The 26,182-nt window shown below is 37.4% G+C and carries 29 protein-coding genes and 1 riboswitch; of the genes, 16 read left to right on the forward strand and 13 right to left on the reverse strand.

Annotated elements, in window-relative coordinates; translation table 11 throughout:
- The first annotated feature begins 24 nt into the window (after positions 1–24).
- The 4 genes from I5M19_RS09005 (at position 25) to rpmA (ending at position 2,847) form a co-directional block, all read left to right on the forward strand.
- Positions 25–1,398: a dicarboxylate/amino acid:cation symporter gene (locus I5M19_RS09005; protein ID WP_200065872.1), complete on the forward strand. Its 1,374-nt coding sequence runs from the start codon at positions 25–27 to the stop codon at positions 1,396–1,398.
- A gap of 83 nt (positions 1,399–1,481) precedes the next feature.
- Positions 1,482–1,982, forward strand: a complete 501-nt coding sequence (locus tag I5M19_RS09010; protein ID WP_200065873.1) for a hypothetical protein — start codon at positions 1,482–1,484, stop codon at positions 1,980–1,982.
- A gap of 74 nt (positions 1,983–2,056) precedes the next feature.
- Entirely contained in the window at positions 2,057–2,365 is a 309-nt protein-coding gene (gene rplU / locus I5M19_RS09015; protein WP_200065874.1) for a 50S ribosomal protein L21, read from the forward strand.
- Between the two features lie 44 nt (positions 2,366–2,409).
- Positions 2,410–2,847, forward strand: a complete 438-nt coding sequence (gene rpmA / locus I5M19_RS09020) for a 50S ribosomal protein L27 (RefSeq protein ID WP_200065875.1) — start codon at positions 2,410–2,412, stop codon at positions 2,845–2,847.
- Between the two features lie 84 nt (positions 2,848–2,931).
- Here rpmA and I5M19_RS09025 read toward each other — a convergent pair whose 3' ends face one another.
- On the reverse strand, positions 2,932–3,747 hold the full coding sequence (locus I5M19_RS09025; RefSeq protein WP_200065876.1) for an SRPBCC family protein: 816 nt from the start codon (positions 3,745–3,747) through the stop codon (positions 2,932–2,934).
- Between the two features lie 97 nt (positions 3,748–3,844).
- Positions 3,845–4,047: riboswitch (cobalamin riboswitch) on the forward strand.
- 142 nt (positions 4,048–4,189) lie between these two features.
- Here I5M19_RS09025 and I5M19_RS09030 point away from each other — a divergent pair.
- The 5 genes from I5M19_RS09030 (at position 4,190) to I5M19_RS09050 (ending at position 9,511) form a co-directional block, all read left to right on the forward strand.
- Positions 4,190–6,133, forward strand: a complete 1,944-nt coding sequence (locus I5M19_RS09030; RefSeq protein WP_200065877.1) for a TonB-dependent receptor plug domain-containing protein — start codon at positions 4,190–4,192, stop codon at positions 6,131–6,133.
- A 51-nt stretch (positions 6,134–6,184) separates the two neighbouring features.
- Positions 6,185–6,757: a DUF6580 family putative transport protein gene (locus tag I5M19_RS09035; RefSeq protein WP_200065878.1), complete on the forward strand. Its 573-nt coding sequence runs from the start codon at positions 6,185–6,187 to the stop codon at positions 6,755–6,757.
- A gap of 67 nt (positions 6,758–6,824) precedes the next feature.
- Complete coding sequence (locus I5M19_RS09040; protein WP_200065879.1) at positions 6,825–7,511, forward strand: SIR2 family NAD-dependent protein deacylase; 687 nt, start codon at positions 6,825–6,827, stop codon at positions 7,509–7,511.
- Between the two features lie 20 nt (positions 7,512–7,531).
- Positions 7,532–8,788, forward strand: a complete 1,257-nt coding sequence (locus I5M19_RS09045; RefSeq protein WP_200065880.1) for a S41 family peptidase — start codon at positions 7,532–7,534, stop codon at positions 8,786–8,788.
- A complete protein-coding gene (locus I5M19_RS09050; protein WP_200065881.1) occupies positions 8,789–9,511 on the forward strand; it encodes a Dph6-related ATP pyrophosphatase in 723 nt (240 codons plus the stop codon).
- A gap of 206 nt (positions 9,512–9,717) precedes the next feature.
- Here the strand turns inward: I5M19_RS09050 and I5M19_RS09055 are convergent, their stop codons facing one another.
- Both I5M19_RS09055 and I5M19_RS09060 read right to left on the reverse strand, forming a co-directional pair.
- Positions 9,718–9,966 carry a hypothetical protein gene (locus tag I5M19_RS09055; RefSeq protein ID WP_200065882.1) on the reverse strand — a complete coding sequence of 83 codons (249 nt, stop codon included), beginning with the start codon at positions 9,964–9,966 and terminating at the stop codon, positions 9,718–9,720.
- A 7-nt stretch (positions 9,967–9,973) separates the two neighbouring features.
- Complete coding sequence (locus I5M19_RS09060) at positions 9,974–10,609, reverse strand: DUF3291 domain-containing protein (protein ID WP_235985787.1); 636 nt, start codon at positions 10,607–10,609, stop codon at positions 9,974–9,976.
- Between the two features lie 136 nt (positions 10,610–10,745).
- Between I5M19_RS09060 and I5M19_RS09065 the strand changes: the two genes are divergently transcribed.
- Genes I5M19_RS09065 through I5M19_RS09090 form a run of 6 tightly spaced genes read left to right on the forward strand, consistent with a single transcriptional unit; the run spans position 10,746 to position 15,258 of the window.
- The gene (locus I5M19_RS09065) at positions 10,746–11,225 is read left to right on the forward strand and encodes a GAF domain-containing protein (protein ID WP_200065884.1); all 480 of its coding nucleotides are present in this window, start codon (positions 10,746–10,748) and stop codon (positions 11,223–11,225) included.
- Positions 11,222–11,884 carry an alpha/beta hydrolase gene (locus tag I5M19_RS09070; protein ID WP_200065885.1) on the forward strand — a complete coding sequence of 221 codons (663 nt, stop codon included), beginning with the start codon at positions 11,222–11,224 and terminating at the stop codon, positions 11,882–11,884. The genes I5M19_RS09065 and I5M19_RS09070 overlap by 4 nt, the downstream gene beginning before the upstream one ends.
- Complete coding sequence (locus I5M19_RS09075; RefSeq protein WP_200065886.1) at positions 11,871–12,473, forward strand: DNA-3-methyladenine glycosylase; 603 nt, start codon at positions 11,871–11,873, stop codon at positions 12,471–12,473. Before I5M19_RS09070 ends, I5M19_RS09075 begins: the two co-directional genes overlap by 14 nt.
- 41 nt (positions 12,474–12,514) lie before the next feature.
- A complete protein-coding gene (locus tag I5M19_RS09080) occupies positions 12,515–13,012 on the forward strand; it encodes a pyridoxamine 5'-phosphate oxidase family protein (RefSeq protein ID WP_200065887.1) in 498 nt (165 codons plus the stop codon).
- 43 nt (positions 13,013–13,055) lie between these two features.
- Positions 13,056–14,345: a kynureninase gene (gene kynU, locus I5M19_RS09085; RefSeq protein ID WP_200065888.1), complete on the forward strand. Its 1,290-nt coding sequence runs from the start codon at positions 13,056–13,058 to the stop codon at positions 14,343–14,345.
- Between the two features lie 10 nt (positions 14,346–14,355).
- Positions 14,356–15,258 (forward strand): histone deacetylase family protein, encoded by a 903-nt coding sequence (locus tag I5M19_RS09090; protein WP_200066131.1) that lies wholly within the window; start codon positions 14,356–14,358, stop codon positions 15,256–15,258.
- On the opposite strand, the gene I5M19_RS09095 is transcribed toward I5M19_RS09090, so the two are convergent.
- Genes I5M19_RS09095 through I5M19_RS09110 form a run of 4 tightly spaced genes read right to left on the reverse strand, consistent with a single transcriptional unit; the run spans position 15,255 to position 18,249 of the window.
- Complete coding sequence (locus I5M19_RS09095; protein ID WP_200065889.1) at positions 15,255–16,622, reverse strand: MATE family efflux transporter; 1,368 nt, start codon at positions 16,620–16,622, stop codon at positions 15,255–15,257. The genes I5M19_RS09090 and I5M19_RS09095 overlap by 4 nt on opposite strands.
- A gap of 51 nt (positions 16,623–16,673) precedes the next feature.
- Positions 16,674–17,297 (reverse strand): AlbA family DNA-binding domain-containing protein, encoded by a 624-nt coding sequence (locus tag I5M19_RS09100; RefSeq protein WP_200065890.1) that lies wholly within the window; start codon positions 17,295–17,297, stop codon positions 16,674–16,676.
- Positions 17,298–17,308: 11 nt separating this feature from the next.
- The gene (locus I5M19_RS09105; protein ID WP_200065891.1) at positions 17,309–17,764 is read right to left on the reverse strand and encodes a GNAT family N-acetyltransferase; all 456 of its coding nucleotides are present in this window, start codon (positions 17,762–17,764) and stop codon (positions 17,309–17,311) included.
- Positions 17,764–18,249 (reverse strand): hotdog fold domain-containing protein, encoded by a 486-nt coding sequence (locus tag I5M19_RS09110; protein ID WP_317193223.1) that lies wholly within the window; start codon positions 18,247–18,249, stop codon positions 17,764–17,766. The genes I5M19_RS09105 and I5M19_RS09110 overlap by 1 nt, the downstream gene beginning before the upstream one ends.
- A gap of 178 nt (positions 18,250–18,427) precedes the next feature.
- On the opposite strand from I5M19_RS09110, the gene I5M19_RS09115 reads away from it, so the two are divergent.
- Entirely contained in the window at positions 18,428–18,637 is a 210-nt protein-coding gene (locus I5M19_RS09115; protein WP_200065892.1) for a hypothetical protein, read from the forward strand.
- A gap of 50 nt (positions 18,638–18,687) precedes the next feature.
- Here the strand turns inward: I5M19_RS09115 and I5M19_RS09120 are convergent, their stop codons facing one another.
- From I5M19_RS09120 to hemF, 6 genes are all read right to left on the reverse strand, one after another.
- Positions 18,688–19,482: an SDR family NAD(P)-dependent oxidoreductase gene (locus tag I5M19_RS09120; protein ID WP_200065893.1), complete on the reverse strand. Its 795-nt coding sequence runs from the start codon at positions 19,480–19,482 to the stop codon at positions 18,688–18,690.
- A gap of 188 nt (positions 19,483–19,670) precedes the next feature.
- The gene (locus tag I5M19_RS09125; protein WP_200065894.1) at positions 19,671–20,924 is read right to left on the reverse strand and encodes a tetratricopeptide repeat protein; all 1,254 of its coding nucleotides are present in this window, start codon (positions 20,922–20,924) and stop codon (positions 19,671–19,673) included.
- 108 nt (positions 20,925–21,032) lie between these two features.
- Positions 21,033–22,142 carry a tetratricopeptide repeat protein gene (locus I5M19_RS09130; RefSeq protein ID WP_200065895.1) on the reverse strand — a complete coding sequence of 370 codons (1,110 nt, stop codon included), beginning with the start codon at positions 22,140–22,142 and terminating at the stop codon, positions 21,033–21,035.
- A 3-nt stretch (positions 22,143–22,145) separates the two neighbouring features.
- Positions 22,146–24,698 carry a DNA gyrase subunit A gene (gene gyrA, locus I5M19_RS09135; RefSeq protein ID WP_200065896.1) on the reverse strand — a complete coding sequence of 851 codons (2,553 nt, stop codon included), beginning with the start codon at positions 24,696–24,698 and terminating at the stop codon, positions 22,146–22,148.
- Between the two features lie 161 nt (positions 24,699–24,859).
- Positions 24,860–25,261, reverse strand: a complete 402-nt coding sequence (locus I5M19_RS09140) for a hypothetical protein (protein WP_200065897.1) — start codon at positions 25,259–25,261, stop codon at positions 24,860–24,862.
- On the reverse strand, positions 25,261–26,175 hold the full coding sequence (gene hemF, locus I5M19_RS09145; protein ID WP_200065898.1) for an oxygen-dependent coproporphyrinogen oxidase: 915 nt from the start codon (positions 26,173–26,175) through the stop codon (positions 25,261–25,263). Before hemF ends, I5M19_RS09140 begins: the two co-directional genes overlap by 1 nt.
- Positions 26,176–26,182 lie beyond the last annotated feature (7 nt).

The following is a 26,182-nucleotide window of genomic DNA, read 5'->3' on the forward strand; positions in this document are numbered from 1 at the left end:
GTTTAGCGGCATCAATTAGCGCAAATGCAAAAAAGCAAACTAACCCTTTACATTTTTTTAGCACTTATTTTAGGCGTAATAGCCGGATATATATATAATGCTACGGTTATTAAACAGTATAATACAAAAATTGATACAGCCGACGCAACCATCAAAAATATAGACAACCAATTGGTGTCTGCAACCGATACTACTGCGCTAAATTATAAATCGCTTGTAACAGAACGTATAAAACAGGTAAAAGTTCGTACTGAAAATAGCTCTATTCGTGAGGATAAACTGGTTGGCTTTACCATATTGAGCGATATTTTCCTCCGGCTAATAAAAATGATAGTGGCTCCGCTGGTTTTTACCACCCTTGTGGTAGGTGTGGCCAAAGTAGGCGATATCAAATCAGTGGGACGAATAGGAGGAAAAACCTTGCTTTGGTTTTTAAGTGCAACCCTAATATCGTTATTACTGGGAATGGCGCTGGTAAACTTTTTTGAACCCGGTAAGGCTATGCATTTGCCACTGCCTGACAGTCACTTAGGAACCGACATCCAAAAAACAGCCTTATCATTACGCGATTTTATAGGCCATGTGGTGCCTAAAAGTTTTATCGAGGCAATGGCCTCTAACGAAATATTACAAATAGTAGTCTTCTCGCTATTTTTTGGTGTAGCTACAGCGGCTATTGGTGAAAAAGGTGAGATCATTATTAAAATGCTCGACTCTGCCGCTCACGTTATTTTAAAGATAACTGGTTACGTTATGCAATTGGCTCCTTTAGCAGTGTTTGGTGCTATAACCGCTGTAATTGCCAAACAGGGCTTAGGTATATTATCTACCTACGCTATTTTCATAGGTGAATTTTATCTTTCACTTATAATACTTTGGCTCATTATTGTTTTCGCAGGGTTTGTAGTGCTCAAAAAGAGAGCACTTACTTTAGTTGGCCGTATAAAAGATGCTATGCTTATTGCCTTCAGTACATCAACCAGTGAGGCGGCATACCCAAAGGTATTACTGGAACTTGAGCGTTTTGGCTGTAATAACAAAATAGTGAGTTTTGTATTACCGCTTGGTTATTCATTTAATCTGGATGGTTCTATGATGTACATGACATTTGCTTCGCTGTTTTTAGCGCAATCTTATAACATACATCTTTCCTTTGAGCATCAGTTATCCATGTTGCTTATTTTGATGCTGACCAGTAAGGGTATAGCGGGTGTGCCACGTGCGTCACTGGTTGTAATAGCAGGTACAATTTCCTTATTCAATATACCGGAAGCAGGATTGGCTTTGCTTATCGGTATCGATCCACTATTAGATATGGGACGATCTGCCACCAACGTTTTGGGTAATGCTATGGCAACGGCGGTGGTAAGTAAATGGGAGGGAGAGCTGGAAGATTAATTTTGAAATCCGGTTTTAAAATTGCCAACTTTGCAGGCCTCATCACATTATAGTAAATATTAAATTAATTCTTTTATCTGAAGATGAACGATCGTCAAAAAAAAATATTCTTAGCCATTTGTATAACTGTGCCATTCCTTTTGTATTCAGTTTATTATTATGGCATGATCATAAAAAATGCGCCATACCGTTTCGCGGAATTTGACTCAATGGTTTTTAAGTATGGTTATAATGATAGTTTAGTAAATCAATATGACTCTAAAACAGGAGACTATCAGTATGTGAATAGTAAAGACTCTTTAGTAAAAATGCATTTAAAACTTACTAAGGATGATCTTTTATACCTGCACCGCAAGGCTGCCGATTTAGGTTTCTGGGACTTTCCGGTAGATGAGACAAAAGATGACACTGCTAAGATTAGATCTCCGAGATATTATATTGAATTCAATTATAAGCGTAAAAGCAAAAAAGTAACATTTGATGAAGCCTATAATGGAGACCCCAAATTAATTGACGCTAATGAGCAATTAATAAAGGAGATAAAATCGAAGTTATCTGACGCAGAGGGCAGGCAAAAGCAATAGTAAAATATGCATTTGATATTAAATTATTAATATCTATATTTGCACCTCAAAATTTAAACAATAATTAATCAACAATGTACGCAATAGTAAGTATAGCCGGACAGCAATTTAAAGTTGCAAAAGACCAGCAGATCTTTGTACACCGTTTACAGGGAGATGAAGGCGCTAGTATTGAATTTGACAATGTGTTGTTAGCAGAAAACGAAGGTAAATTTAAATTAGGTTCTGATTTAAAAAGCGCTAAGGTATCAGCTAAGATCGTGTCTCATTTAAAAGGTGATAAAGTGATCGTTTTCAAAAAGAAAAGAAGAAAAGGTTACAAAAAGAAGAATGGTCACCGCCAGCAATTTACCAAGATAGAGATCACCGGTATCACATTATAATTAAATTTTAAACGGGATACCATCCCACCTAAAGAAATTAAGAAATGGCACATAAAAAAGGGGCCGGTAGTTCAAGAAACGGCCGCGAATCACATAGCAAACGCTTAGGTATCAAAATTTTCGGCGGTCAGCCTGCAATTGCCGGTAACATCATCGTTCGTCAGCGCGGTACTAAACACAACCCGGGTTTAAACGTGGGCATTGGTAAAGATCACACTTTATTTGCCTTAATTGAGGGCGAAGTTGTATTTAAAAAGAAAGCAGATAACCGTTCATATGTTTCAGTTATTCCTTTTGAAACTGCACCTGTTGCCGAAGATGCAGCTCCTGAAGCTAAAGTGAAAAAAGAAACTAAAGCTAAGGAAGTTGAAGCTCCTAAGGAAGAGGCAACTGAAGAAGTTGAAGCTGCACCTAAAGCTAAAAAAGCACCTAAAGCTAAAAAAGAAGAAGCTGCAGACACTGAAGAAGTTGCTGCTGAATAATTAGTATAAACATCATATTAAAAGCGACTATACAATATGTATAGTCGCTTTTCTTTTAATACAAGTTTTAATAAAAAAAATTTGCTAGAATTGTGAGGTCTGATCTGCAATAAAGCCTTCACCGGAGTTAGTTTGCTGGTGTTGCTCTATAATAGTCTCTTCTATAGTTATCGAAACAGGTTCTTCTAAAGAATTACTGCCCGCATCTATATCCATATATTGTTTAAAATTGCGGATATCATTATCCACCATATTTTTAAATACCGGATTTAAAACATGTGCTATGCCTCCGCCAATTCCACCCGCAGGCGGGCGGTAGGAGATAACCACATCCATTAATGTGCCTTCTCCGTCCGGACTATCCTGAAAACGCACTTTTCCGGCATTATCTATCAATGAATCAGGTAACGAACTCCATCCTATCATATATCCGGGTTCATCATGTACAATTTCTGCTTCCCAACTTACTCCGGGAACTCCTAACGGAAGTTTTAAAGTCCAGTGAGAGCGTGTCTCATCAATAATCTCAACGCTTTCAAGGTGTTTCATAAACAAAGGGAGGTTATCCAGCTTACGCCAAAACTCGTAAACCTGTTGCCTAGGCTTATTTATAAGAAACGATGAACGAATATTTACATTTACCGGCTCGGTTGAATTACGGCCCATTTGTGAATACAATTCACAATGTCCGGTAATACCTCTGTTTAATAAATAGCCACCTGCACCCAGTTTTATAATGCTGGTAAATGGGTTCTTAAAAATTCCTTTAAAACCGGAAAGGGCTAATTTTACGCCGCCCGCAATCGACAGGGTTCTCTCTGCCTGAGATAGGTTTACCCCCACTTCTTGTTCAGGAACGGGACCTCTCCATCTATTCTGTAATGTTTTTGTAGTTGTCATGGTAGTGTTTATATGGTAAATAAACATCTTAGCATACACGGAGTTTTGATTTATTAAAATTATTGTTTACGGCTCATTGTGTTTATCAATACAAATAGTACATTTGCTCCGCTTTAGGTTTCTACCGCGGATTATCGCGGCAGAATTAAAAGGGAATACGGTGTGAATCCGTAACTGTCCCGCAGCTGTAAGCTCTAAAAACTGTTATCCATTCTAAAAGTCACTGTTTGTCAAACGCAAACGGGAAGGCCGGAATAACAGGGAGCAAGTCAGAATACCTGCCAGAGCATATTATATTATTCATAGCTTTCGGGGATTGAAGCTAGGATGTGAATGCTCTTCTATAAGGCGGTGTGTTTTCATTTTTGTATTTCCCGGTGTTATGGTAAAATAATGTTTAAGCATTTTATTATTTATACTATATCGAACACAGACCACAACGATGAAAAAAAACTACTTTAAATTTTTAGCCACGAGTGTAGCAGGTTGCTTAATACATTTTACAATACAAGCTCAGGATACTGTAAAAACACTTAACGATGTTGTGGTAACAGCATCACGATCGCCCAAAAAATTAAGTGATATTGGCAGGGTAGTAACTGTAATATCACAAGAACAGATTAGTCGTTCGCAAGGCAAATCATTACCTCAATTATTAAATACTATCCCCGGTATTACTTTTTCGGGTGCACAAAATGCTCCGGGCATAGCTACCTCATTATATTTAAGAGGAGCATCTACAGGTAATACACTAATATTAATTGATGGTTTCCCGGCTAACAATGCGGGTTCTATTGATGGAAGTTATGACCTGAATGCTTTCCCGCTTGATCAGATAGAAAGAATTGAGATATTAAAAGGAAGTGGCTCCACTCTTTATGGTTCGGATGCAGTTGCAGGGGTGATAAACATTATTACTAAGCATTCGAAAGGAAATCTAATAGGAAATGTGCAGGCAACTGGAGGCAGTTATGCTACCTTCGGTGAATCAGCCGGTCTAAACGGCAAAGTCAAAAATACGGGTATAGCTATTAATTTATCTAATACGGATTCAAGAGGGTTTGCAGCTGCAACTGATACTACAGGTAACGGAAGTTTTAATAAGGATGGCTTCCATCAGCAATCCGCAAGCGTAAATATTGATCAATATTTATCTTCAAAGGTATCCTTGAACGGAAATTTTCAAATAAGCCATAATACCGGTGATTTGCCATTCGACGCATTTACTGACGACATAAATTACAATTACAATAACACTTTTTTATTTGGAGGGATTGGTGCTAAGATTCACTTACCTAAAGGTTTGTTAAACTTTAAGGTAACTCAAAATACCGTTCATTATAATTTCAAAAACCTGCCACCTGATAATGATGAAACCCATCAGGTAACGAAAAATATTGGTCGTATAACAAATGCTGAATTGGTTTTAAACCAGGGTTTAGGTAAATATTTTGATATTACCAGTGGTGCCGGTTATAAATACAGTAACACCAGTCAATACAGTTTATATGAGCAAACGGGTTACAACCCCGGCCCAAGTATTATAGATAAAGATACGGCCAATAATAACATAGCCAGCGTTTATACATCACTTTTCTTTAAATCTGAAATATTTCACATGGAGTTAGGCGGCAGATATAATCACCATAGTCAATTTGGCGATAAGTTTACCTATACCATAAATCCTTCTATTTTACTTGCGGATCAGTTTAAAATATTCGGAACTATCGCGTCTGCGTTCAAGGCACCATCAATATACCAACTATCCTCACAATATGGTAACAGTAAACTCAAACCTGAATACACACACTCTTACGAAGCAGGATTTGATTGGGAGATAGTTAAAAATACGTTTACATTCAATACTGTATTTTATAAACGTAACACGCAGGATGTTATCTATTTTTATTCGCAATCAGTATCTCCATATGCGTCGTTTTACAAAAACGGCAACTCACAAAAAGACAAAGGTTTGGAGGCAGAACTAAAATACAATGCCGAAAAATTATCAGCATCTGCCTGGTATGCTTATGTAACAGGTCAGCAAACAGATGAAAAAAGTGTAAAAACCAATAATCTCTATCGCAGACCTAAGACTACATTCGGCGCTAACGTAAATTACCAGCTAACTGCCGATTTATTGGCGGGGATAAATTATAAGTATACCGGTAACAGAGCAGAACAAAACTTCGCTACCTATCCGGCATCAATTGTAACCTTAAAACATTACCATTTAGTAGACCTGCACGTTCAGTTAAAAGCGACAGCAAACCTAAACTTTTTTGGAGATCTGAATAATGTGCTTGATCAGAAATATACCGACTGGTTAGGATATAACACCAGGGGAATTAATTTTATGTTGGGTGCAAATTATCAGTTCAAATAGCATTTTATATTATAGCATAATATCAATAAATTTGTAACTTATACTACTTCTATGTCATTACAGAAATCAAACATCCGCAACATAGTTCTTATATTAATGATAATATCCGCAGCTGCTATGCGGTTAGTAAGTTACAAATATCCTTTGTTAAGCAACTTTACACCTGTAGGCGCTATTGCTCTTTTTGGTGGTGCATATTTTACCGATAAATGGAAAGCATATCTGGTGCCTCTACTGGCCTTATTTGTTAGCGATATATTTATAAATTATCTTTATACCTCTAAATGGGTTATTTATTATAGCGGTTCGGTATGGGTGTATGCATGTTTTGCTTTAATGGTGCTTATTGGCACTTTCATTAAAAAGGTAAATGTTACCAATCTGGCAGTAGCTTCATTAGCGTCAGTAGCGGTGCACTGGCTGGTTATGGACCTACCATGGTTATACGGCACATTATATCCGCACACATTAGCTGGTTATGGACAATCGTTATTTAATGCTATACCGTTTGAAAGCAACATGGTATTAGGCGATCTTTTATTCGGCACTTTATTATTTGGTGGTTTTGAATTTGCAAAAAATAAATACACTATACTTAAAGACAAAAAGCAACTGGCTTTATAAAGTTGATTTAAATCATATAAAAAGCGATTTTGCTGCGGCATAATCGCTTTTTTTGTAAATACAGATCATGAAAAAAGTAATTGTGTTAACCGGTGCGGGTATTAGTGCCGAGAGTGGGCTGAAAACTTTCCGGGACAGTGACGGCCTGTGGGAAGGGTATGATATCGAGGAGGTAGCCACCCCACAAGCTTGGGAACGCAATCCTGCGTTGGTGCAGGAGTTTTATAATATGCGCCGTAAGTCAGTATTGGAGGCAAAGCCCAATGCCGCGCATTTGGCACTTGCACAATTAGAAAACAAATACGATGTAACCATCATCACCCAAAACATCGATGACCTGCATGAAAGAGCGGGTTCAACTAACGTAGTACACTTGCACGGCATTATCACACGATCACAGTCGAGCATTAACCCTGATCTTACTTATCCTGTGAATGGTTGGGAATTAAAAATGGGAGAATTATGTGAGTTAGGTTCACAATTACGGGCTCATGTGGTTTGGTTTGGTGAGGCTGTTCCCATGATTGAAAATGCCGCGCAATTGTGTACCGAAGCCGAAATATTTATATTAGTGGGAACATCATTAGCAGTTTATCCGGCCGCGGGACTTGTTAACTATGTACCGCAATACGTTACCCGTTATATCATTGATCCTAATATACCGGTTTCCGCAGGTAGTGGTATAGTAGAAATGCCTTATAAAGCGAGTATAGGTGTGCCAATGTTAATTGATGAATTAATGGGTATAGACTAGATTTCTAAAAACTTAAAACCATGAAAAACCTAAGTATAACCATCCTTTTATGTTTTACCGCATTAGGTTTAAGCGCCCAACCCAACAAAAGTTATACTTCTACCATTGATACGCTTTTTGCTATTATAAAAAAGCTGCCGTCATATAAAGCACAGATAAAAGGTGAGGAGATACAGCGTTATCAGGATCTTGTAAACCAACTGAAGCAGGAACGTCCCTTAAACCATTGGGATGAATTTTTTACATTATCAAAATTGTTTATTCCACTAAAAGATAATCATTTGTTCTTTTCGGAAATGCCACGTATAACCAACCTCGAAAAATTTAGTGATCCGGCTTTCGTAAAGCAGTATAAAGCCTCTGAAGCTTTTAAAAATTTACCGAAGGCAGATACCAACCTGGCATTATTAGAGAATACCCTTGCCCGTAAAAACATGGATAGCGTAGAGGGTATTTACTATTTCCATAACGATAAAATAAAAATGGGGCTGTTTCGCACAGCAAAGCGGGATAGTCTAGTAGGAGTAGTGCTCGAGAGTAAATTACCTTATTGGGAACCCGGTCATATAGTGCTTGTTCTGAAGGAATTTAAATTAAACCATTTCAGGGCGTATTTTGGGAGCCAGGAATACCAATACTTTGGCTTATTGAGAAACGACAAATTTATGCATGGCTCCTTGACTGAAACGCATTGGAAGAAAAGAACAGGGAAACCCGATTACGTAAATATCGCATCTGATGTGCCACGTTATCAATTCAAGACGTTGTCTGATAAAATACAGTATTTGAGGCTTGGTAGCTTTTCGTCTGATGAAGACGACCTTGAAGTAACTGCAGCCTTTTTTGATCGTGTCAAAGATTCCATAACATCTAAAATGTTGATAGTGGATTTACGCAACAACGGCGGGGGTGGTTACAAAGCAGCAGCTCAATTCATGAAATTATTACAGGATTATGCACAATCCGGAAACAAAATCTATGTGCTTATCAATAACCGCACATTCAGTTACGCCGAGCAGTTTAGCATAAGACTCAGAAAATCGGATAATGTAATTATGCTAGGGGAAACCACTAATGGCACATTAGCATATGGTAATAATGATGGGACACGCGAATTTATCCCCGGTAGTGAATATATGGTGTATATAACCAATATGTACGATTATGGAAACTATGTAAAGTACGAAGATTCCGGCTTTCCAACGGATGTAAATCTTGATCCTGCTTCCAATTGGATAGCGCAAACCATGAATTACATTAAAGCAAATAATAAATAAATGAGCAGTAAAAAATGTATATTTAATTGGAGCGGAGGTAAAGACAGCGCGCTGGCATTATACCATTGTTTGAAGGATCCGGATATTGATATACAATACCTGGTTACTACAGTTAACGATGCGGCGGACAGAATATCCATGCACGGGGTGCGCACGGAATTATTGATACAACAAGCTGCAGGTATCGGTATCCCTCTCTACCAAATAAGGCTACCGGAAATGCCTGGCATGAAGGAGTACGATGAAACAATGCATAAGCACTTGTCGCATTTCAAATCTGAAGGAATAACGCATTCCATTTTCGGCGATATTTTTTTGGAAGATCTGAAAAATTACCGCGATACCCGTTTGGCAGAAGTTGGGCTTACCGGTATTTACCCACTTTGGAAACGCAATTCCCACGAACTGATCCATGAATTTTTGTCTTTGGGATTTGGTACTGTAATAGCCTGTACACAGGAGCGGCTTAAAGGAATTGTAGGAATGGAGATGGACGAGGAACTAATTGGTAATTTGCCTAACGATGTGGATGTGTGTGGTGAGAATGGGGAGTTTCACACCTTCACTTTTAAAGGGCCGATCTTTAAAAAGCCTATACCTTATAAAACAGGAGAGAAGGTATTTAAAGAATATAAAACACCCGAAAATACAAATGGTCCCTGCGTAAACGATGCCACTAAAAAAACATCCGGATTTTGGTATTGTGACCTTTTACCGGCCTAAATCGGATAATTTTTTACACCAAATAAAATTTTGAAGAGATATTCAAATAATTATTTAACAATAACTTATACTTTTTATATCAATTAAAACTACACCAAATAAGTTATTTTATTAAAATATATTCTATTTATGCCAAATATAATTCTGTGGAAACTACTTTATATGATAATAAACTAATTTTCAAATAGTTGAAATAAGTTATTTGATTAATAATTGTATCTATAATAAGCGTCTTTGAAATCCTTCATCATTTCTGTAAATCTGAGAGATACTGTCTTTAAAAAAATTTCATCAAGCAATTCAAAAACGCTGTTAACTCCATCTGTCAAGTCCATCTCCGGTATTTTATAACTTTGCTCTAAGGCTCCCTTCTCTATTTTTATAATAAACTTTTGGTTCATATTTAAAATAGAGATTTTAAAATCCGGGTGAGGTAGCTCTGCAATAATTCTCATTTTTATATTATTTTATCAACCCGATTAAAGGGTCTTTTCCATTTATCGTTCCGTTACTTTCAATTATCATAAATCGTGCGAAGAGTTCTTCGCTATACCAGTTTTCACTGTGTGTTTTTTTTATCACTTCCGCGTGTTGTTTGCTGCCATAAGCAAAAGCCTTCATATATTCCATACTCTCCCATACAGAAAATGTAGCTTGGCGATATATTGGAGCTTCACCAACACCAAAAGAGGTTACATAACCAGGTGAGGTAGACATCAAACCCGCAACATCGTCAACATGCGACCAAAAGTTCTTCAATTTGTTTATCCGGATAGTAGCACGGGTGAGTACTGCCACGGGGCCACTAACATAGTGCTTATTCGGTGTCCCAAAAGGTTGCTTTCCGTCCCAATAGCCGTGGCTTTGCATTGGCACACAAAGCATAGTAAATTCCTCAGAGCATAATATAGACCACCATTTTTTTATAAATGACCTTTCTCTAAACCTGTCGTAATCCTCACGCCTATCCCATACGGCTAATAAACCCCATTGTTGCCAGTCGGGCTGCAGATCAAATGTTCCGTTACGCCCACTGCCCAGCAGCTTCCAAAAAGAACATCCATGTTGTAACCACATTGGCAGCCAATGGACTGCCATGGCTAATAAAGCTAAAGGAATAAACGCCCTCCGATAACGCACTACAGTAAAGCTAACTATCATTTACTGCTAAATAAATTATTAAATATGATATTCGTCTTATTTAGTTTTAATTATGCGTTATTACATTTGTTATATGGCAGAAGATTTACAAATAATAACCTCAGCAAGTAAGCTGGAGCAATATGAATCAATTATACCACAAATAGCTGCTCTGATTGATGGGGAAGATGATCTGATCGCTAATCTGGCTAATATAAGCGCAGCTTTAAAAGAGCAGTTCAATTGGTTTTGGGTGGGCTTTTATATGGTTAAAAATGACCAGTTAATTTTAGGTCCGTTCCAGGGACCGGTTGCCTGCACCCGTATTGGAAAGGGAAAAGGAGTTTGTGGTATCGCCTGGGAGCAGGGTGAAACTTTAATAGTGCCTGATGTAGATCAATTTCCTGGCCATATCGCTTGCAGCTCCCTCTCTAAATCAGAAATAGTTGTGCCTTTAATCATAAATGATAATATAATTGGAGTTTTGGACGTAGATAGTGCATATATTAACCAATTCGACGAAACTGATGCCAAATATCTTGCAGACATCATAAATTTGATCAGTTTAGCATGAGTAAGATATTTTTGATATCTGGACTGGGTGCCGACAGGCGTCTTTTTAAAAATATTGAACTGCCGGATCATGAAATTTTTTTTATTGATTGGATTGTACCTGATGAAACTGATACTTTAACTAGTTATTCTCAAAAAGTTATCAATCAGTTTAATATAACAGAAAACTCAATAGTGATAGGCGTTTCATTAGGAGGTATGATAGCTGTAGAAATAGCTAAGAAGATACACTTAAAAAAGGTAATTCTTATCTCCAGTATTAAATCAACAGATGAAGCTCCGGCCTATTTTACCTTCTTCCGCAAGCTCCCGGTTTATAAAACCATTCCGGGCAGGCTATTTAATTACCTCGGTTTTATGGTAAAACCGCTTTTTGGAGACATGAAAACAGAAGACGCAGACCTGTTCAAGGATATGCTCAAAAATTCTTCTCCGGTATTTTTAAAATGGGCCATGCGTGCCGCACTTTATCGGCAAAACGACAAAACTATCTCCAATTTGTACCATATTGCAGGGGACTGTGATCGTGTATTCCCCATTCAGCATATTAAAAACCCAACCGCTACAATAAAAGGGGGAACCCATATTATGGTATTTGACCGCGCAAATGAAATAAACAATATTCTTAATAGTATACTATCGGAACATGAAACTGCCTGACAAATATTATCATAGTTCCGATGTAGTAGCTTTGAGTCGCGATCTTATTGGCAAGTATCTTTTTACCTCAATAAATAATGAAGTTACTGGTGGTTATATAGTTGAAACAGAAGCCTATAATGGAATTATTGACAGAGCATCTCACTCGTTCGGAAACCGATTAACATCACGTACACGTACTATGTTTGAACAGGGCGGAATAGCTTATGTTTATCTTTGTTATGGTATTCATGAGATGTTCAATATTGTAACTTCAGTTGCAGGGCAGCCTCATGCCATACTTATTCGCGCCATTGAACCGACAGACGGGATAGAAACTATCCTGACAAGACGCAACATGGAAACTATTAAGCCCAATATCACCCGAGGCCCCGGTTCAGTGGCTAAAGCTCTAGGGATATCACGTAATATCAATGGCATTAGCCTGCAAAGCGATACTGTTTGGGTAGAAGACAGAGGGCTTACTTTTACAAATAAAGAAGTTATAGCTGCTCCGAGAATCGGCGTAGCCTATGCAGGCGAAGATGCTCTTTTGCCATATCGCTTTTATGTAAAAGGAAATATTTACGTAAGTAAGCCCAACAAATAAGGATCAATACGGTTATTTATTCAACAACAAATAGAATAAAAATGAATAACTGGTCAAAAACAGAAAGCCTTAAATATTTAAAGGACGAAATAAACGAAGTAAAAACTGCGATGTTAACCACCTACAGTTCAGAAAAGGGGTTTAACAGCAGACCTATGGGAACCGCCGATGTTGACGATGCTGGTAATATTTGGTTCTTTACTAATGAATATTCCCCTAAGGTAAGTGAGATATCTGTTGAGAATACAGTCTCTTTAACGTATTCAGATATCAGTAACAATTCCTATTTAAGTATTGTAGCTGAGGCAGAAATAGTAGATGATAAAGAAAAGATGAAGCAACTATGGAACCCTTTTGTAAAAGCATTTTTCCCTAAAGGACTGGATGATCCAAAGCTTACTTTACTAAAAGTTACGCCTACGGATGCTGAATATTGGGATAGTAATTCCAGTAGCATGGTGGTACTTTTTAATTTACTAAAGGCGGCGGTAACAGGCCGGGAATATGATGAAGGTAAACATGGAAAAATAGATTTATAATTAACGGCGGACATTTGATCCGCCTTTTTTGTAATATTGGCTGATGGATTATCAAAATACACAAGAATTCGCCTTAGCGCTTGATGAACAGGATACATTAAATAAATTCAGTGAAGAGTTCTTAACACCACAACATAATGGTAAGGATATTATCTATTTATGTGGTAACTCATTAGGACTACAACCTAAAGTTGCGAAGCAATATTTGCAGGATCAATTGAATGCTTGGGAAGATAATGCTGTAGAGAGTTGGTTTGTTGGTAAAACTTCATGGCTAAACTATCATGAACAGTTGACCGGACCGCTTGCCGCTATTGTAGGAGCTAAAAACACCGAAGTAAGTGTAATGAATTCACTTACAGTAAATCTTCATTTATTGATGGTAAGTTTTTATAAACCAAACAATAATAGATTTAAAATTATTATGGAAGCCGGTGCTTTTCCCTCTGACCAGTATGCAGTTGAAAGCCAGGTTAAATTTCATGGGTTAGACCCGGCGGACGCGGTTATTGAAGTAGCACCACGCCCGGGAGAAGCAACATTAAGAACTGAAGATATAATTCAGGCCATAGCTAAAAATGGCGATGAACTGGCCTTGGTGCTATTTAGCGGAATAAATTATTATACGGGTCAGTTTTTCGACATTGCTGCTATAACCAGAGCCGCCCATGAAGCAGGGGCTTACGCAGGATTTGATCTGGCACATGCTGCCGGAAACGTACCTATGCAACTGCATACTTGGGGTGTTGACTTTGCCTGCTGGTGCTCTTACAAGTATATGAATTCAGGGCCGGGAGGTATCAGCGGAATATTTGTTCACGAAAAGCATTTTAACGATGATAAACTCGACCGCTTTGCGGGATGGTGGGGTTATAGACACGATAAGCGCTTTCTTATGGCTCCGGGCTTTGAGCCTGAAGCAGGTGCACAGGGCTGGAATGTGAGCACCAGTCCCATATTGCTGATGGCCTTACACAAGGCAGCACTTGATTTATTTGAAAAAGCCGGCGGCCTTCCTGTTATGCGAGCAAAAAGCGAACAACTTACCGGATATCTTGAATTTCTTATCGAGAAAATAAACGCACAAAAAGGCTCAGAGTTATTTAAAATAATAACACCAAAAGATTATGCCGCGCGCGGATGCCAATTATCCGTGATATGTAAAACTAATGCAAAAGCAATATTTAACTTTTTAGCAGAAAATGGCGTGATTGGCGATTGGAGGGAACCTGACGTGATCCGAATGAGCCCTGTACCGCTTTACAATTCATTTAAACAGGTTTTTGACGCAGCAACAGCACTGAGTATTGCAGCCGGTAAATTTTGCTTCTGAGGACTTTAAAATGCTTAAAATTGCTTTCGATGATATTTATGTACACTCCTTACCAGCAGGACACCGTTTTCCGATGGTTAAATATGAATTAATATCCGCCCAATTATTACATGAAGGCATAATAGGAAACGACAGTATTTATTCTCCCGGTCTTTTAGATGAAGACATTATCTTACTCACACATCAAAAAAGCTATTGGGAACAATTGCGTAACCTTACACTTTCTCCAAAAGACCAACGCAGAACAGGCTTTCCTTTATCATCTCGCTTGGTAGAACGCGAGATACGTATTGCTCGAGGCACAATTGACGGTTGCCATTACGCTTTTGAATATGGCATAGCTTTTAATGTTGCCGGAGGAACTCACCACGCAGGGAGTAACTGGGGTGAGGGGTTTTGTTTACTGAACGATCAGGCAATAGCTGCTAATTATTTATTAACTAATGAATTATCTACATCTATTTTAATAATTGATTTAGATGTACATCAGGGTAATGGCACCGCGGAAATATTTAGTAATGAATCCAGGGTATTCACTTTTTCCATGCATGGCGATAAGAATTTCCCATTTCATAAAGAAAAATCAGACAAGGATATTCCTTTAGATAATGGAGTTGGAGACGAGGAATACCTTTTACTCTTAAGAGATAATTTACCGGAAATAATAGACCAACATCAGCCGGATTTTATATTCTATCTTGCCGGGGTAGATGTTTTGGCTACAGATAAATTAGGAAAACTTGCCTTAACAAAAAGTGGATGCGAAGCCAGAGACAGGTTTGTATTTGAGCAATGTAAATCAAGAAACATACCTGTTCAAGTAAGTATGGGTGGTGGATATAGCCCCAATATTAAAGACATTGTTGACGCACACTGTAATACATATCGAACAGCGAATGACATTTTCTTTTAATCGGCAATAATCTGAAGATGGTTTCTTTTGCTGATCAACTGAAACCGAATAAACAATAAAACTGACGCGGACATTAACCCGCAAACTAATCCGTACCATACACCAGCAACACCCAGCCCTGTGTGTATACCCAATATATAACCAATGGGTAACCCAATTACCCAATAAGAGATAAAGGTGATAAGCGTGGGAATATTTACATCGCCCATGCCACGTAACACACCAAGTCCTACAACCTGTGTTCCATCAAATAATTGAAATAGTGCAGCTACTATAAGTAACTGTTTTGCAATGCTTATAACATTTTTATCTGAAGTATAAATATATGGCAACCAATGATTAAACAGCGTGAAAATAATAGCCGTAAAACACATAAAAACAATAACAATATGATAATTGGAGATAGCGGATAATCGTAACTTTTTATGATCACTGTTACCGAAATAGTTACCTGAACGTATTGCAGCAGCGGTAGATATACCGCTTGCCATCATGTAAGTAATAGCGGCCAAACTAATTGCTACCTGGTGGGCGGCTTGTTCAACCATGCCAATGGTACCTATCAAAATAGCGGCACCACCAAAGGCGCTCACCTCAAAGGTGTATTGCATTGCCACCGGCGCACCAATCTTTAAAAGTTGTAGCCCACGTAAACGGTCTATATTTTTTACCGAAAAATCTTTCAAATACGTTTTAAATATGGGTGAACGGAAAACATAAACAGCCATTACAATTGCCATTACGCACCGGTCTATTAAGGTGCTATAGCCAACTCCGCGTATACCCATTGGTGTAACTCCAAACAGGCCCTTTACAAATATTATCCCCAGGCAAATATTAAGCACATTTCCCCATATGGAGATCTGCATTGCTTGTTTAGTAAATCCTAAACCCTCAGCAAATTGCTTAAATGTGTTAAATACCAGCAGAGGTATAAGAGAAAGGCTCAGCAAAAACATATAAGGCTTCGCTTGTTGGACCACCAATGGCGACTGATGCAAACTGTCTATAAAAAATAGCACCCCGAAATATAATGCCGCAAACAGCACTACACCGCAAACAAGATTAATAAACAAACTATTGGAAAGTAATCGTCCGCATTCTGAAAAGTTATTACGCCCGTTATTCTGTGCTATTAAAGGTGTGATGCCATAACTTACCCCCAAGCCAATTACCAGCGGAATTAAAAATATGCTGTTAACTAACGATACGGCTGCAAGGTCTGTTGTTCCGGCAAAATGACCAATGATAACAGAATCTGAAGTTTGCACAAGGGTATGACCCAATTGTGAAATAACCACAGGTATGGCCAGCTTTAAACTATCCTTATAGTAAAAATGATATTTATTATAAACGGCTTTCATAATTTTGCGGGGAGGCAAAAGTAATGATTATAGCCTATATTGGCGGTGAAATTAAGAAGCTGTGTAAAACTCTTCCTTTTCAGTTGTATGTACTCTTATTACTCCAGTTAATACCAGATTAACTAATATGCGCTGTGCACGACGGCGACCAATATTCAGCAAATCGCAAAACTGCTTAACGGTAATACGTTCACTTTTATCCAGATGCTCCAAAAGGGCTTTTTCTTTGGAAGAATATTCTATCAAAACGCCATCCTTACTATTCGATTGCTTTAAAACTTCTACTACAATTTTACTGGCTAATACACTCTTGTCTTTAATACGGATATATACCCACCATTTACCATCTTCGGCAAGTGCATAATGTGGCTTATCTTCACTTTCAGGTATATCTACCACCAACACCAGTTTATCATCATAATAAATCTCTTCAAATTTTGGCTCAAGGGCTGGCCTTGTAAAAAAATGAGCCGCTTTAGTTATCATAAACCTTTCTTCATCTTCAGATTTCACCCCCTTTATACTTCCATCATCAGCTACACCAATTAATAATCTGCCCCCAACGTTATTGGCAAACGAAACCATGGTTTTGGCAATCTTTTCGCAACTGGTAATCGTTTTTTTAAAATCGAGTGATACGCCCTCGCCTTCGAAAATCTGTCTCTTTAAATTCATTATACTGTCCTTTATTTCGAAATATAGGGTGTAAATATCTGCATCCACCTGTCAGGATTATTGATCTGCGTAAACCCAAACTGTGCATATAAATTATGTGCATCAGCAGTTGCTAACGACCACCTCCGAAGCCCCTGTAAGTGTGGATGTGCTAAAATAGTTTGCATTAACCATTTTGACAAGCCAATTCCACGATAAGGGGGTAAAATAAAAACATCGCACAAATAACCGAACGTTGCCTGGTCGCTCACAACTCTTGCAAAGCCCACCTGTTCAGTATTTTTATAAACACCAAAACACATAGAATTTAAAATCGCAGTTCTCAATTTTTCTTCGGGGATGCCTTTAGCCCAGTATGATTGATTATCCAAATAATTATATATAGCATTAAAATCAAGCAGGCTTTTATCCGTTGATATGATAAAGCCCTTTTTCAAGAAAGCATCGTCATTTATAAAAATAGTCATCAATTAATTGATTTTTCTGTAAAATCCATATCGCGTAAATAAACCTCGTTTAATAAAGAGGCACAAATATCTCCCTGATCATTATATACCTCAATTTGAAATGTGTTTTCATACTTACCCATTGTTTTTAACGCTTTATCAGCATATGCAATGTCCATCTCAGTGATAATTATGTCAAAAAAAAGATCAGATAATGCCGGTTTTAAAAAATTTATCCGAGCAGATTTTGACCATATTTTTAATTTCCTCTTTTTACCTGCGTTAAATATCTGGTGAAATAATACCGGATAAAAGGGATCTACCGCGGCAAAAATAGTTCCGCCAAAAATTGATCCGTTATAATTTTTATTTAATATACTTTTTTTGATCTTCACTGTTGTACCAGTAAAATCTTTTTTAAAACGGATAACCCAGATCCGCTGAAACAAAAGGGGAGGGTAGAGGCGCATAGCCCACTTTAACATGTTTGCTGATACAACCATCATCGTTAAATATCCGAAAAAAACTCTTAATAAAACCGTTTATAAAACGTATTGAAATAATTTTATTTAACCAAGAATGAATAAAATATCATTTATAGAAATTTCATAAAACATCTTATAAAATAAATAGTTAGTTTATAGTTAGTTAATCATAAAAAATCACTTTAAAAATCACACACCTATGAAAAAGCACATTTTAAGTTTTGCATTGGCTACGGCAATTATTGGTACAATATTTACGGGTTGCAGCTCTGAAAAAAGTACAGGTAGTTCAGATACCACCATGACTGATTCTACGGCGACCATGTCAACAACTGATAGCTCGGCAATGATGACCGATACTATGACTAATGATACCGTTAAAAGTGACACAACTCAACGAGTACCTTAAGTAATAACTAAATTGATAACACCCCGGCATTTATAGCCGGGGTGTTTATTTTAAAAAGCAGTTTTAATTACACCGCCATCAACTCTTAAGGTGGCGCCGTTAGTTGCAGAAGATAACGGACTGCATAAATAAGTTACCATATTTGCTATCTCCGCAGGATCTATAAATCTTTTAATTATAGATGTACCTCTCATATCATTAAAAAAGTCCGTTTCCATCTCATCTATTGTTTTATTATTATCCGCCGCAAGTGATTTAATAAAATCACCCACGCCTTCGGAAAATGTAGGACCTGGTAAAACAGTGTTTACAGTAACTTCACTGCCAACTGTCAGTTCTGCAAGTCCACGGGCGACAGCTATCTGCGCGGTTTTGGTCATCCCGTAATGGATCATTTCAGCGGGTATCTGGTAAGCCGACTCGCTGGAAATAAAAATTATACGTCCCCAATTTTTCGCTCTCATTCTATCAAAATAAGCTCTTGATAACCGGACACCGCTCAATACATTTACCTCAAAAAACCTGAGCCAATCATCATCGGTGATGTTGGCAAATTCCTTTGGTTCAAAAATCCCAACATTATTAACCAATATATCTATTTCCGGTAGTTGATCTATTAAATGGTTAATGTCATCAACTTTGCTAAAGTCAGCAGATAATCCATATATATTTTGATTTCCAGTTTCTGCTTTTAGATTCCCAACAGCTTCATTTACACGGGCATCTGTTCGGCCATTTATATAAACATTTGTATTTTCAATTGCCAATGCGCGTGCTATGGCATATCCAATTCCTGCAGTTGATCCTGTGACCAATGCTGTTTTATTTTTCAATTGTAATTCCATCGTATTATATGATTTGTTAATATGATAAACAAGTATAAGTATCTATAAGCCTTGAAAATATTATTTGTACAATTATGGTATAAACTTGACAACTTATATCTATTTATAAATTCTCATAATTAACATTATGTTAAGTTATAATACATAATAAAACCCACATTGTTGTGGGTTTTATTACTCTATAGCTCCTATTTTTGGTTAAGTTCGTCTATTTGCTTTTTAATTTTAGCAACATTTGCAGAATCTTGTTTACCACTGTAATAGGTCATTAAATTAGTTAAAGCATCAATTGATTTTGGATTTAATTCAACAGCTTTTAATAAATATGGCTTTGCCAAATCAAACTGTACATTAGCTTTTGCAATTGCAGCTTCGTACTCCTTTTGTTTATTAGCTGGTAATTTTACCGCTGCGTTATAAATCTCGATAGCGGGTGCAATTACCACATAACCCATATTTAAATTAGCCTCAAAATAGTCCGGATCTATTGCTAGTGCTTTTTTGTACATTTCAGCTGCTTTTGCAAAATTCTCCGTCTTTATTTGGTCTAATTTTGTTTTGTCAGCAGGAGTCTTTGCATCCTTTAATTGTTTCACTGCATCATCTGCTGTTTGTGAATACACTAAACCAGCATAATAATAAAGAGACTTGTTTTGCGGATCATTATTTATAGCACTTAAAATTTTATTAAGCACCTCTTTTTGTTTACCACTTTGTAAACTAATTTCAATTTCTTTTTTTCTTAATTTGCTGCTTGAAGGAAATTTAGTCAAACCTTGAGTTATCGCATTTAACGCTCCGGTAGTATCTTTGTTAAATAAATATGCTGATGACATTTCATCATAAATAGTTTCACGGTCAGAATAATCAGTATTCACCAAGTTTTTATAATTATCTATTGCGGCGGCATAGTTGCCAGCATTATACGCTGATAACCCGGTGTATAGTAAAGCCGTGGTATCATTAGGTGCAACTGAACGGTAAAAATCAAATGCTTTATAAGCACCATCATAATTTCCTGCTTTATATTGTGCTACACCTTCTTTGATCTTATTATTTGCAAGTGCACGGTAAGCATTATCTACAACACCCTTGTATTCCCCCTTTTCATCTAATTCTTTAGCTTTTTTAAGAGCCTCCTGTGCTGTATTAAAGTATTGTGCCGATGTATTTGCAATAGTATCATTTTCGGCATAAGCTGAATAAACAGCACCTTTTAAGGCATATGTTTGTGCTAATTGAGCAGTTTTATCATTTGCTGCTGCTTTATCAATAGCCTCTTTAGCTTTTTCAAGGCTTGGTACTGCTAAAGCTTTTTGAGCATCCTTAAATGCCAGATATTTATCATATTCTGCTTGCGCGGTGCTCAACTCCTTTTTTTGTGCAAAAGTAGTTGCCGTTATAAGGCCTAAAAGACCAACCATCAAAATTTTGATTTTCATTTGAATAATTATTTGTTTATAGTTTGATTATAGTGTGTAATATTATGGTAACGTAATATGTAATATAAAAGTAAATTATTAATAATAAATAAAATAAAACCCTATTGATTAGTGAGTTAAATTATCAATTTTATCATTTATTCGTTCCAATTGGTTGGTATTGCCGCTCTTGGCATACGCTAATTGCAATAACTCTAAGCAGTTTTTTTCATTTGGTGTCATTTCACTTGCTTTTTCAAGCCACAAAATTGCGCTTGTTAAATATTTATCAGCATCCTTCTTTTTAATTGTACTTAATTTAAAATATAATAAACCTAAATTAAATACAGGCTCATAAGCTGACCCATCTAACTCTATAGCTCTTAAATATAATGATTCCGCCTTATCATACTGTCCCAAATGGTCATAACAGTTAGCAGCTACAAAAGAAACTCCGGCATTATTAGGATTATTATCCAATAATGGTACAATCAGTTTTTCTAACGATTTATAATCTCTTTTGTTGTTGTAAATATTAGCTTCGTCCTGTAGTAACTGTTTATTACCTGGAACAATACTTCTGCCCTTTTTTATTATTTGAAGTGCTTTTGCTGTATCACCTAATGATTTATAAATATTTGAAGCTGTTTCAAAGTACTCTGTTTTTGTACTGTCGGTATTTATCAGGTTTGAATAATATTTCGCTGCATCCTCAAGGTTACCCAGTTTATTATTGGCGTAAGCAATATAAACATTAACTGGTTTAAAGGAGGGTGAATATTTTTTTGCACTTTGAAATGCTTCCACTGCTTTTTTAAATTCGCCGCTGTTAGTATACTTAAAGCCTTGGCGTATGTAAACGTTTGTTAAACTACGGCGAGAATAATCCAATTCAGGCTGATAATTGAACGCTTTTTTCCTTTCAGATAATTCATCAAGTAACTTTGCTGTTTTATCCAGAAAATCATCAGGCTGTTTAAGCTGATTTAAGGAATCGGTGTATAGTATGCTTGAATTAACAATTAAGCGATAGATATTTTTCTCCATATCAGTAGAGTCTGAATGGGTAACTATTAAACTATCGGCTGATTTTTTGGCTTTGCTTAGATATTTCAGGTCATTGTTTTTTTTATAAAAAGCAAGGTTGTTTACTACACTCTTTAAAGCTTCTGATTGCCCAAAAGCGATGGATGTAGTAAACAACGCTAAAATCAATAACCCGATCTTACGGTTTTGCATCAATTATTCTGTTTTATCGTCGGCTTCAGGCTGTTCTCCCGTTTCGCCGGTTTCACCATCAATAATTATTTCGTCTGTTTCTTCCTCTTCGTCATGCTCAATTTTAGCAACAGATGCAATCTCATCATTGTTTTTCAGTGTGATCAATTTAACACCCTGAGTTGCCCGACCCATAACACGTAATTCACTTATGGCAATACGAATAATGATACCTGATTTATTTATTATCATCAGGTCTTCCCTATCAGTAACACCTTTAATGGCAACTAGTTTTCCGGTTTTTTCAGTTATGTTGAGTGTTTTTACACCTTTACCGCCACGGTTAGTTACTCGGTAGTCATCAATATCTGTACGTTTACCATAACCTTTTTCTGATACAACAAGTACTGTTGTTTCCTGATCATCAATACTGATCATTCCTACAACCTCATCGTTTTCATTATCTAATGTTATACCTCTTACCCCTGTCGCGGTACGACCCATTGGCCTAACAGTTGATTCATTAAAGCGAATAGCTCTCCCTGATTGCAGCGCCATAACAATTTCGCTGCTTCCGCTGGTTAAATTAGCTGCAAGTAAAGAATCACCCTCATTTATATTAATAGCGTTTATACCATTCGCTCGCGGACGAGAATATGCTTCAAGAGAAGTTTTCTTTATGGTTCCTTTTTTGGTACACATAATAATAAAGTTATTCTCCAGGTATTCCTTATCCTTAAGGTTTATCAGTTTAATATAAGCCTTGATATTTTCTTCTTTCGGTATATTAATGATGTTTTGTATAGCGCGACCTTTTGAAGTACGTGTACCTTCAGGTATCTCAAATACTCTCAGCCAGAAACATTGTCCCGATTCTGTAAAGAACAACATGTAATTATGATTCGAGGCAATAACTAAATGTTCAATAAAATCAGCATCACGGCTGTTACTACCTATTGAACCTTTACCACCCCTACTCTGTCTGCGATATTCGGTAAGCGGAGTACGTTTAATATATCCTTCGCGTGATATGGTAATCACAACATCCTCATCTTCTATAAAGTCTTCGGTTTGCATTTCTGCTGATGAATGCACCATTTCGGTTTTACGCTCATCACCATATTTTTCTTTTATCTCTAACAGTTCATCTTTGATGATCTGCATACGTAACCCTTCGTCAGCCAAAATAGATCTTAAATACTCTATCTGTTGCATTAAGGCTGCATATTCATCTTTAATTTTGTCACGCTCCAGGCCTGTTAAGCGTCTTAGCGTCATATCCAGAATAGCTCGGGCCTGTATATCGCTCAAACCAAACTGCCCTATCAAACCTTCTCGTGCTTCATCCGGTGTTGAAGATGCCCGTATCAATTTGATCACCTCATCAAGGTGGTCTAAAGCAATAAGTAAACCTTCCAGGATATGTGCACGTTTTTCGGCTTCTGCTAATTCATATTTTGTACGTCGTATAACTACTTCGTGCCTGTGCTCAACAAAATGATGTATCAAATCTTTTAAGTTAAGCAACATTGGCCGGCCATGAACAAGCGCAATATTATTTACACTAAAAGAAGTTTGCAGCGCAGTGTATTTATATAAGTTATTTAAAACGATGGCTGCGTTGGCATCACGTTTTATTTCATATACCACACGAATACCCTGACGGTTAGACTCATCACGGATGGCGGTGATACCTTCAATTTTCTTTTCATTAACCAATTCAGCTGTGCGCTCAATCATTAATGCCTTATTTACCTGGTAAGGAACCTCAGTTACTATAATGCGCTCGCGATCGTTATTATATGTTTCAATTTCGGCACGGGCACGTATAACTATACGTCCTCTACCTGTTTCAAGCGCCTCACGCGGGCCTTCAAAGCCATAAATTATACCGCCTGTTGGAAAATCCGGACCTTTTACGTGGGTCATCAACTCCCCTACCTCTATTTGTCGGTTGTCAATTAATGCAACTGTTGCATTAATTATCTCCGTAAGATTATGAGGTGCCATATTAGTGGCCATACCTACAGCTATACCTGATGCTCCATTAACTAACAGGTTAGGGAATTTCGCGGGTAATACAGTTGGTTCTTCTATCGAATCATCAAAATTTAACTGATAATCAATAGTGTCCTTATTGATATCTGCCAGCATCTCTTCAGCAATTTTTTGAAGTCTTGCTTCGGTGTAACGCATTGCTGCAGGTTCGTCACCATCAATTGAACCGTAATTACCCTGACCTTCAACAAATGGATACCGCAGGCTCCAGTCCTGCGCCATACGTACCATGGCATCATATACTGACTTATCGCCATGCGGATGGTATTTACCTAAAACCTCACCCACAATACGGGCCGATTTTTTATAGGGCTTGTTATTGCTCAGTCCAAGATCAAGCATGCCAAATAGTACACGCCGGTGTACCGGTTTTAAACCATCACGTACATCAGGCAATGCTCTGGAAACAATTACCGACATTGAATAATCAATGTAAGCGGCTCTCATTTCCTCATCAATATTTATAGAAATTATTCTGTCTTCGTTGTGCGGATTATCGTTCTCTGTTTCTTCAGCCATTATTTTTCTTTGTGGAAAATCTTCTCTGTTTATTTGTGTGTAAATATCAAAAAGTGACTTTTACACGACCTGCGAAGTTAAGAAATTATATGATTTTTTGAGTATGTATTTGCTAACATTTACACATATTGTGAACTATTATATGCGCAGGCAGAGCACAATTATTTTATTTTTTTCCAATACTCTTTAACGGTTGTACCGTTAGGCAATGTTCCCGACAATGTTAGGGTGTCATTACGGATAGAATATTGATAGTGCATAACTATCCCTGTAAGTTGAGTTGGTTGTCTGCTATAGGTTTGAGATTCAAAACAGGAATCTTTTTTAAGTTGATAATCTCCTTCTTCGTAAGTTACCGGCTGTTCATCATCTTCCATAAAAACCGCCCTGTAATGCCGGTCATCATAAATACGTTCCAATTTATATTGTTCGGGCTGCTTTTTTATTTTACCATTATATATACCACCGGCATACTCCCATACACCGGTAAGCGTTTTTTTAAATGTAAAAGAGCATAAAAGTATTATGCAAAATAGAACAAAAGGAATGCTTTTAATTTTCATTAGGCCCAGTTAATACCTTTTTTCAATAATGAAAGTGTTTTCTCTTCTTCGCTGCCGGTCTCTGGCTCAAAATTATATAACCATTTGGCAGTTGGCGGTAAGCTCATTAATATTGATTCAATGCGACCGTTTGTTTCTAGCCCGAAGCGGGTGCCCGCATCATATACTAAATTAAACTCTGCATAGCGACTACGACGCTGATATTGCCAAAGCTGTTGTTCATTGCTGAAGGCTTTGTGGCGATTACGCTCCACCAGTTCGGCATAGATGGGAATAAATGCACGACCTAAGGTTTTTGAGAATTCAAAAATATCATCAAAACTCATTTCTTCATTTGCTACCAGCCGATCGTAAAATATTCCGCCAACACCCCTTGTTTCCTCACGGTGTTTTATGAAGAAATAATCATCTGCCCAAGTTTTAAAGCGATGGTAAAAATCAGCGTTAAATTTATCGCACACCGAACGTAAATACTGATGGAAAAAACGTGCATCTTCGTCGATAATGTAATGTGGAGTCAGATCGATACCGCCACCGAACCAGCGAACAGGAGTTTTACCGCTTTCCATAGAAGATGGCATCTCAAAATACCGTATATTCATATGAATAATAGGTACAAACGGATGATTAGGATGTATTACAATAGATACTCCGGTTGCAAAAAAATCTTCCTCTTCTACATTTAAAGCTTTCTTTAAGGTATGAGGTAACGTACCGTGCACAGCCGAAAAGTTAACTCCGCCTTTTTCAAATATATTTCCGTTTTGAATTACCCGTGTGCGGCCACCACCCCCTCCTTCGCGCTCCCATAATTCTTCTTGAAACATTCCTTTCCCGTCGCACTTTTCAAGCGCTGTACATATATCATCCTGTATTTCTCGATAATCTGCTGCGATTTGTTCCTTGTTTATCATCGTCACA

The organism is Mucilaginibacter segetis (genome assembly GCF_016522075.1).
Lineage (GTDB): Bacteria > Bacteroidota > Bacteroidia > Sphingobacteriales > Sphingobacteriaceae > Mucilaginibacter > Mucilaginibacter segetis.

Bases quoted from the DNA above. Each gene is read 5' to 3' on its own strand.
- I5M19_RS09140 (WP_200065897.1), bottom strand. From the start codon at position 25,261: ATGAAAATTAAAAGCATTCCTTTTGTTCTATTTTGCATAATACTTTTA.
- I5M19_RS09105 (WP_200065891.1), bottom strand. From the start codon at position 17,764: ATGACTATTTTTATAAATGACGATGCTTTCTTGAAAAAGGGCTTTATC.
- I5M19_RS09040 (WP_200065879.1), top strand. From the start codon at position 6,825: ATGAAAAAAGTAATTGTGTTAACCGGTGCGGGTATTAGTGCCGAGAGT.
- I5M19_RS09060 (WP_235985787.1), bottom strand. From the start codon at position 10,609: ATGGCAGTCCATTGGCTGCCAATGTGGTTACAACATGGATGTTCTTTT.
- I5M19_RS09005 (WP_200065872.1), top strand. From the start codon at position 25: ATGCAAAAAAGCAAACTAACCCTTTACATTTTTTTAGCACTTATTTTA.
- I5M19_RS09090 (WP_200066131.1), top strand. From the start codon at position 14,356: ATGCTTAAAATTGCTTTCGATGATATTTATGTACACTCCTTACCAGCA.
- I5M19_RS09070 (WP_200065885.1), top strand. From the start codon at position 11,222: ATGAGTAAGATATTTTTGATATCTGGACTGGGTGCCGACAGGCGTCTT.
- I5M19_RS09030 (WP_200065877.1), top strand. From the start codon at position 4,190: ATGAAAAAAAACTACTTTAAATTTTTAGCCACGAGTGTAGCAGGTTGC.
- I5M19_RS09130 (WP_200065895.1), bottom strand. From the start codon at position 22,142: ATGCAAAACCGTAAGATCGGGTTATTGATTTTAGCGTTGTTTACTACA.
- rpmA (WP_200065875.1), top strand. From the start codon at position 2,410: ATGGCACATAAAAAAGGGGCCGGTAGTTCAAGAAACGGCCGCGAATCA.
- I5M19_RS09120 (WP_200065893.1), bottom strand. From the start codon at position 19,482: ATGGAATTACAATTGAAAAATAAAACAGCATTGGTCACAGGATCAACT.
- I5M19_RS09045 (WP_200065880.1), top strand. From the start codon at position 7,532: ATGAAAAACCTAAGTATAACCATCCTTTTATGTTTTACCGCATTAGGT.
- I5M19_RS09065 (WP_200065884.1), top strand. From the start codon at position 10,746: ATGGCAGAAGATTTACAAATAATAACCTCAGCAAGTAAGCTGGAGCAA.
- kynU (WP_200065888.1), top strand. From the start codon at position 13,056: ATGGATTATCAAAATACACAAGAATTCGCCTTAGCGCTTGATGAACAG.
- I5M19_RS09110 (WP_317193223.1), bottom strand. From the start codon at position 18,249: ATGATGGTTGTATCAGCAAACATGTTAAAGTGGGCTATGCGCCTCTAC.
- I5M19_RS09050 (WP_200065881.1), top strand. From the start codon at position 8,789: ATGAGCAGTAAAAAATGTATATTTAATTGGAGCGGAGGTAAAGACAGC.
- I5M19_RS09055 (WP_200065882.1), bottom strand. From the start codon at position 9,966: ATGAGAATTATTGCAGAGCTACCTCACCCGGATTTTAAAATCTCTATT.
- I5M19_RS09010 (WP_200065873.1), top strand. From the start codon at position 1,482: ATGAACGATCGTCAAAAAAAAATATTCTTAGCCATTTGTATAACTGTG.
- I5M19_RS09025 (WP_200065876.1), bottom strand. From the start codon at position 3,747: ATGACAACTACAAAAACATTACAGAATAGATGGAGAGGTCCCGTTCCT.
- hemF (WP_200065898.1), bottom strand. From the start codon at position 26,175: ATGATAAACAAGGAACAAATCGCAGCAGATTATCGAGAAATACAGGAT.
- rplU (WP_200065874.1), top strand. From the start codon at position 2,057: ATGTACGCAATAGTAAGTATAGCCGGACAGCAATTTAAAGTTGCAAAA.
- I5M19_RS09075 (WP_200065886.1), top strand. From the start codon at position 11,871: ATGAAACTGCCTGACAAATATTATCATAGTTCCGATGTAGTAGCTTTG.
- I5M19_RS09095 (WP_200065889.1), bottom strand. From the start codon at position 16,622: ATGAAAGCCGTTTATAATAAATATCATTTTTACTATAAGGATAGTTTA.
- I5M19_RS09115 (WP_200065892.1), top strand. From the start codon at position 18,428: ATGAAAAAGCACATTTTAAGTTTTGCATTGGCTACGGCAATTATTGGT.
- gyrA (WP_200065896.1), bottom strand. From the start codon at position 24,698: ATGGCTGAAGAAACAGAGAACGATAATCCGCACAACGAAGACAGAATA.
- I5M19_RS09125 (WP_200065894.1), bottom strand. From the start codon at position 20,924: ATGAAAATCAAAATTTTGATGGTTGGTCTTTTAGGCCTTATAACGGCA.
- I5M19_RS09100 (WP_200065890.1), bottom strand. From the start codon at position 17,297: ATGAATTTAAAGAGACAGATTTTCGAAGGCGAGGGCGTATCACTCGAT.
- I5M19_RS09080 (WP_200065887.1), top strand. From the start codon at position 12,515: ATGAATAACTGGTCAAAAACAGAAAGCCTTAAATATTTAAAGGACGAA.
- I5M19_RS09035 (WP_200065878.1), top strand. From the start codon at position 6,185: ATGTCATTACAGAAATCAAACATCCGCAACATAGTTCTTATATTAATG.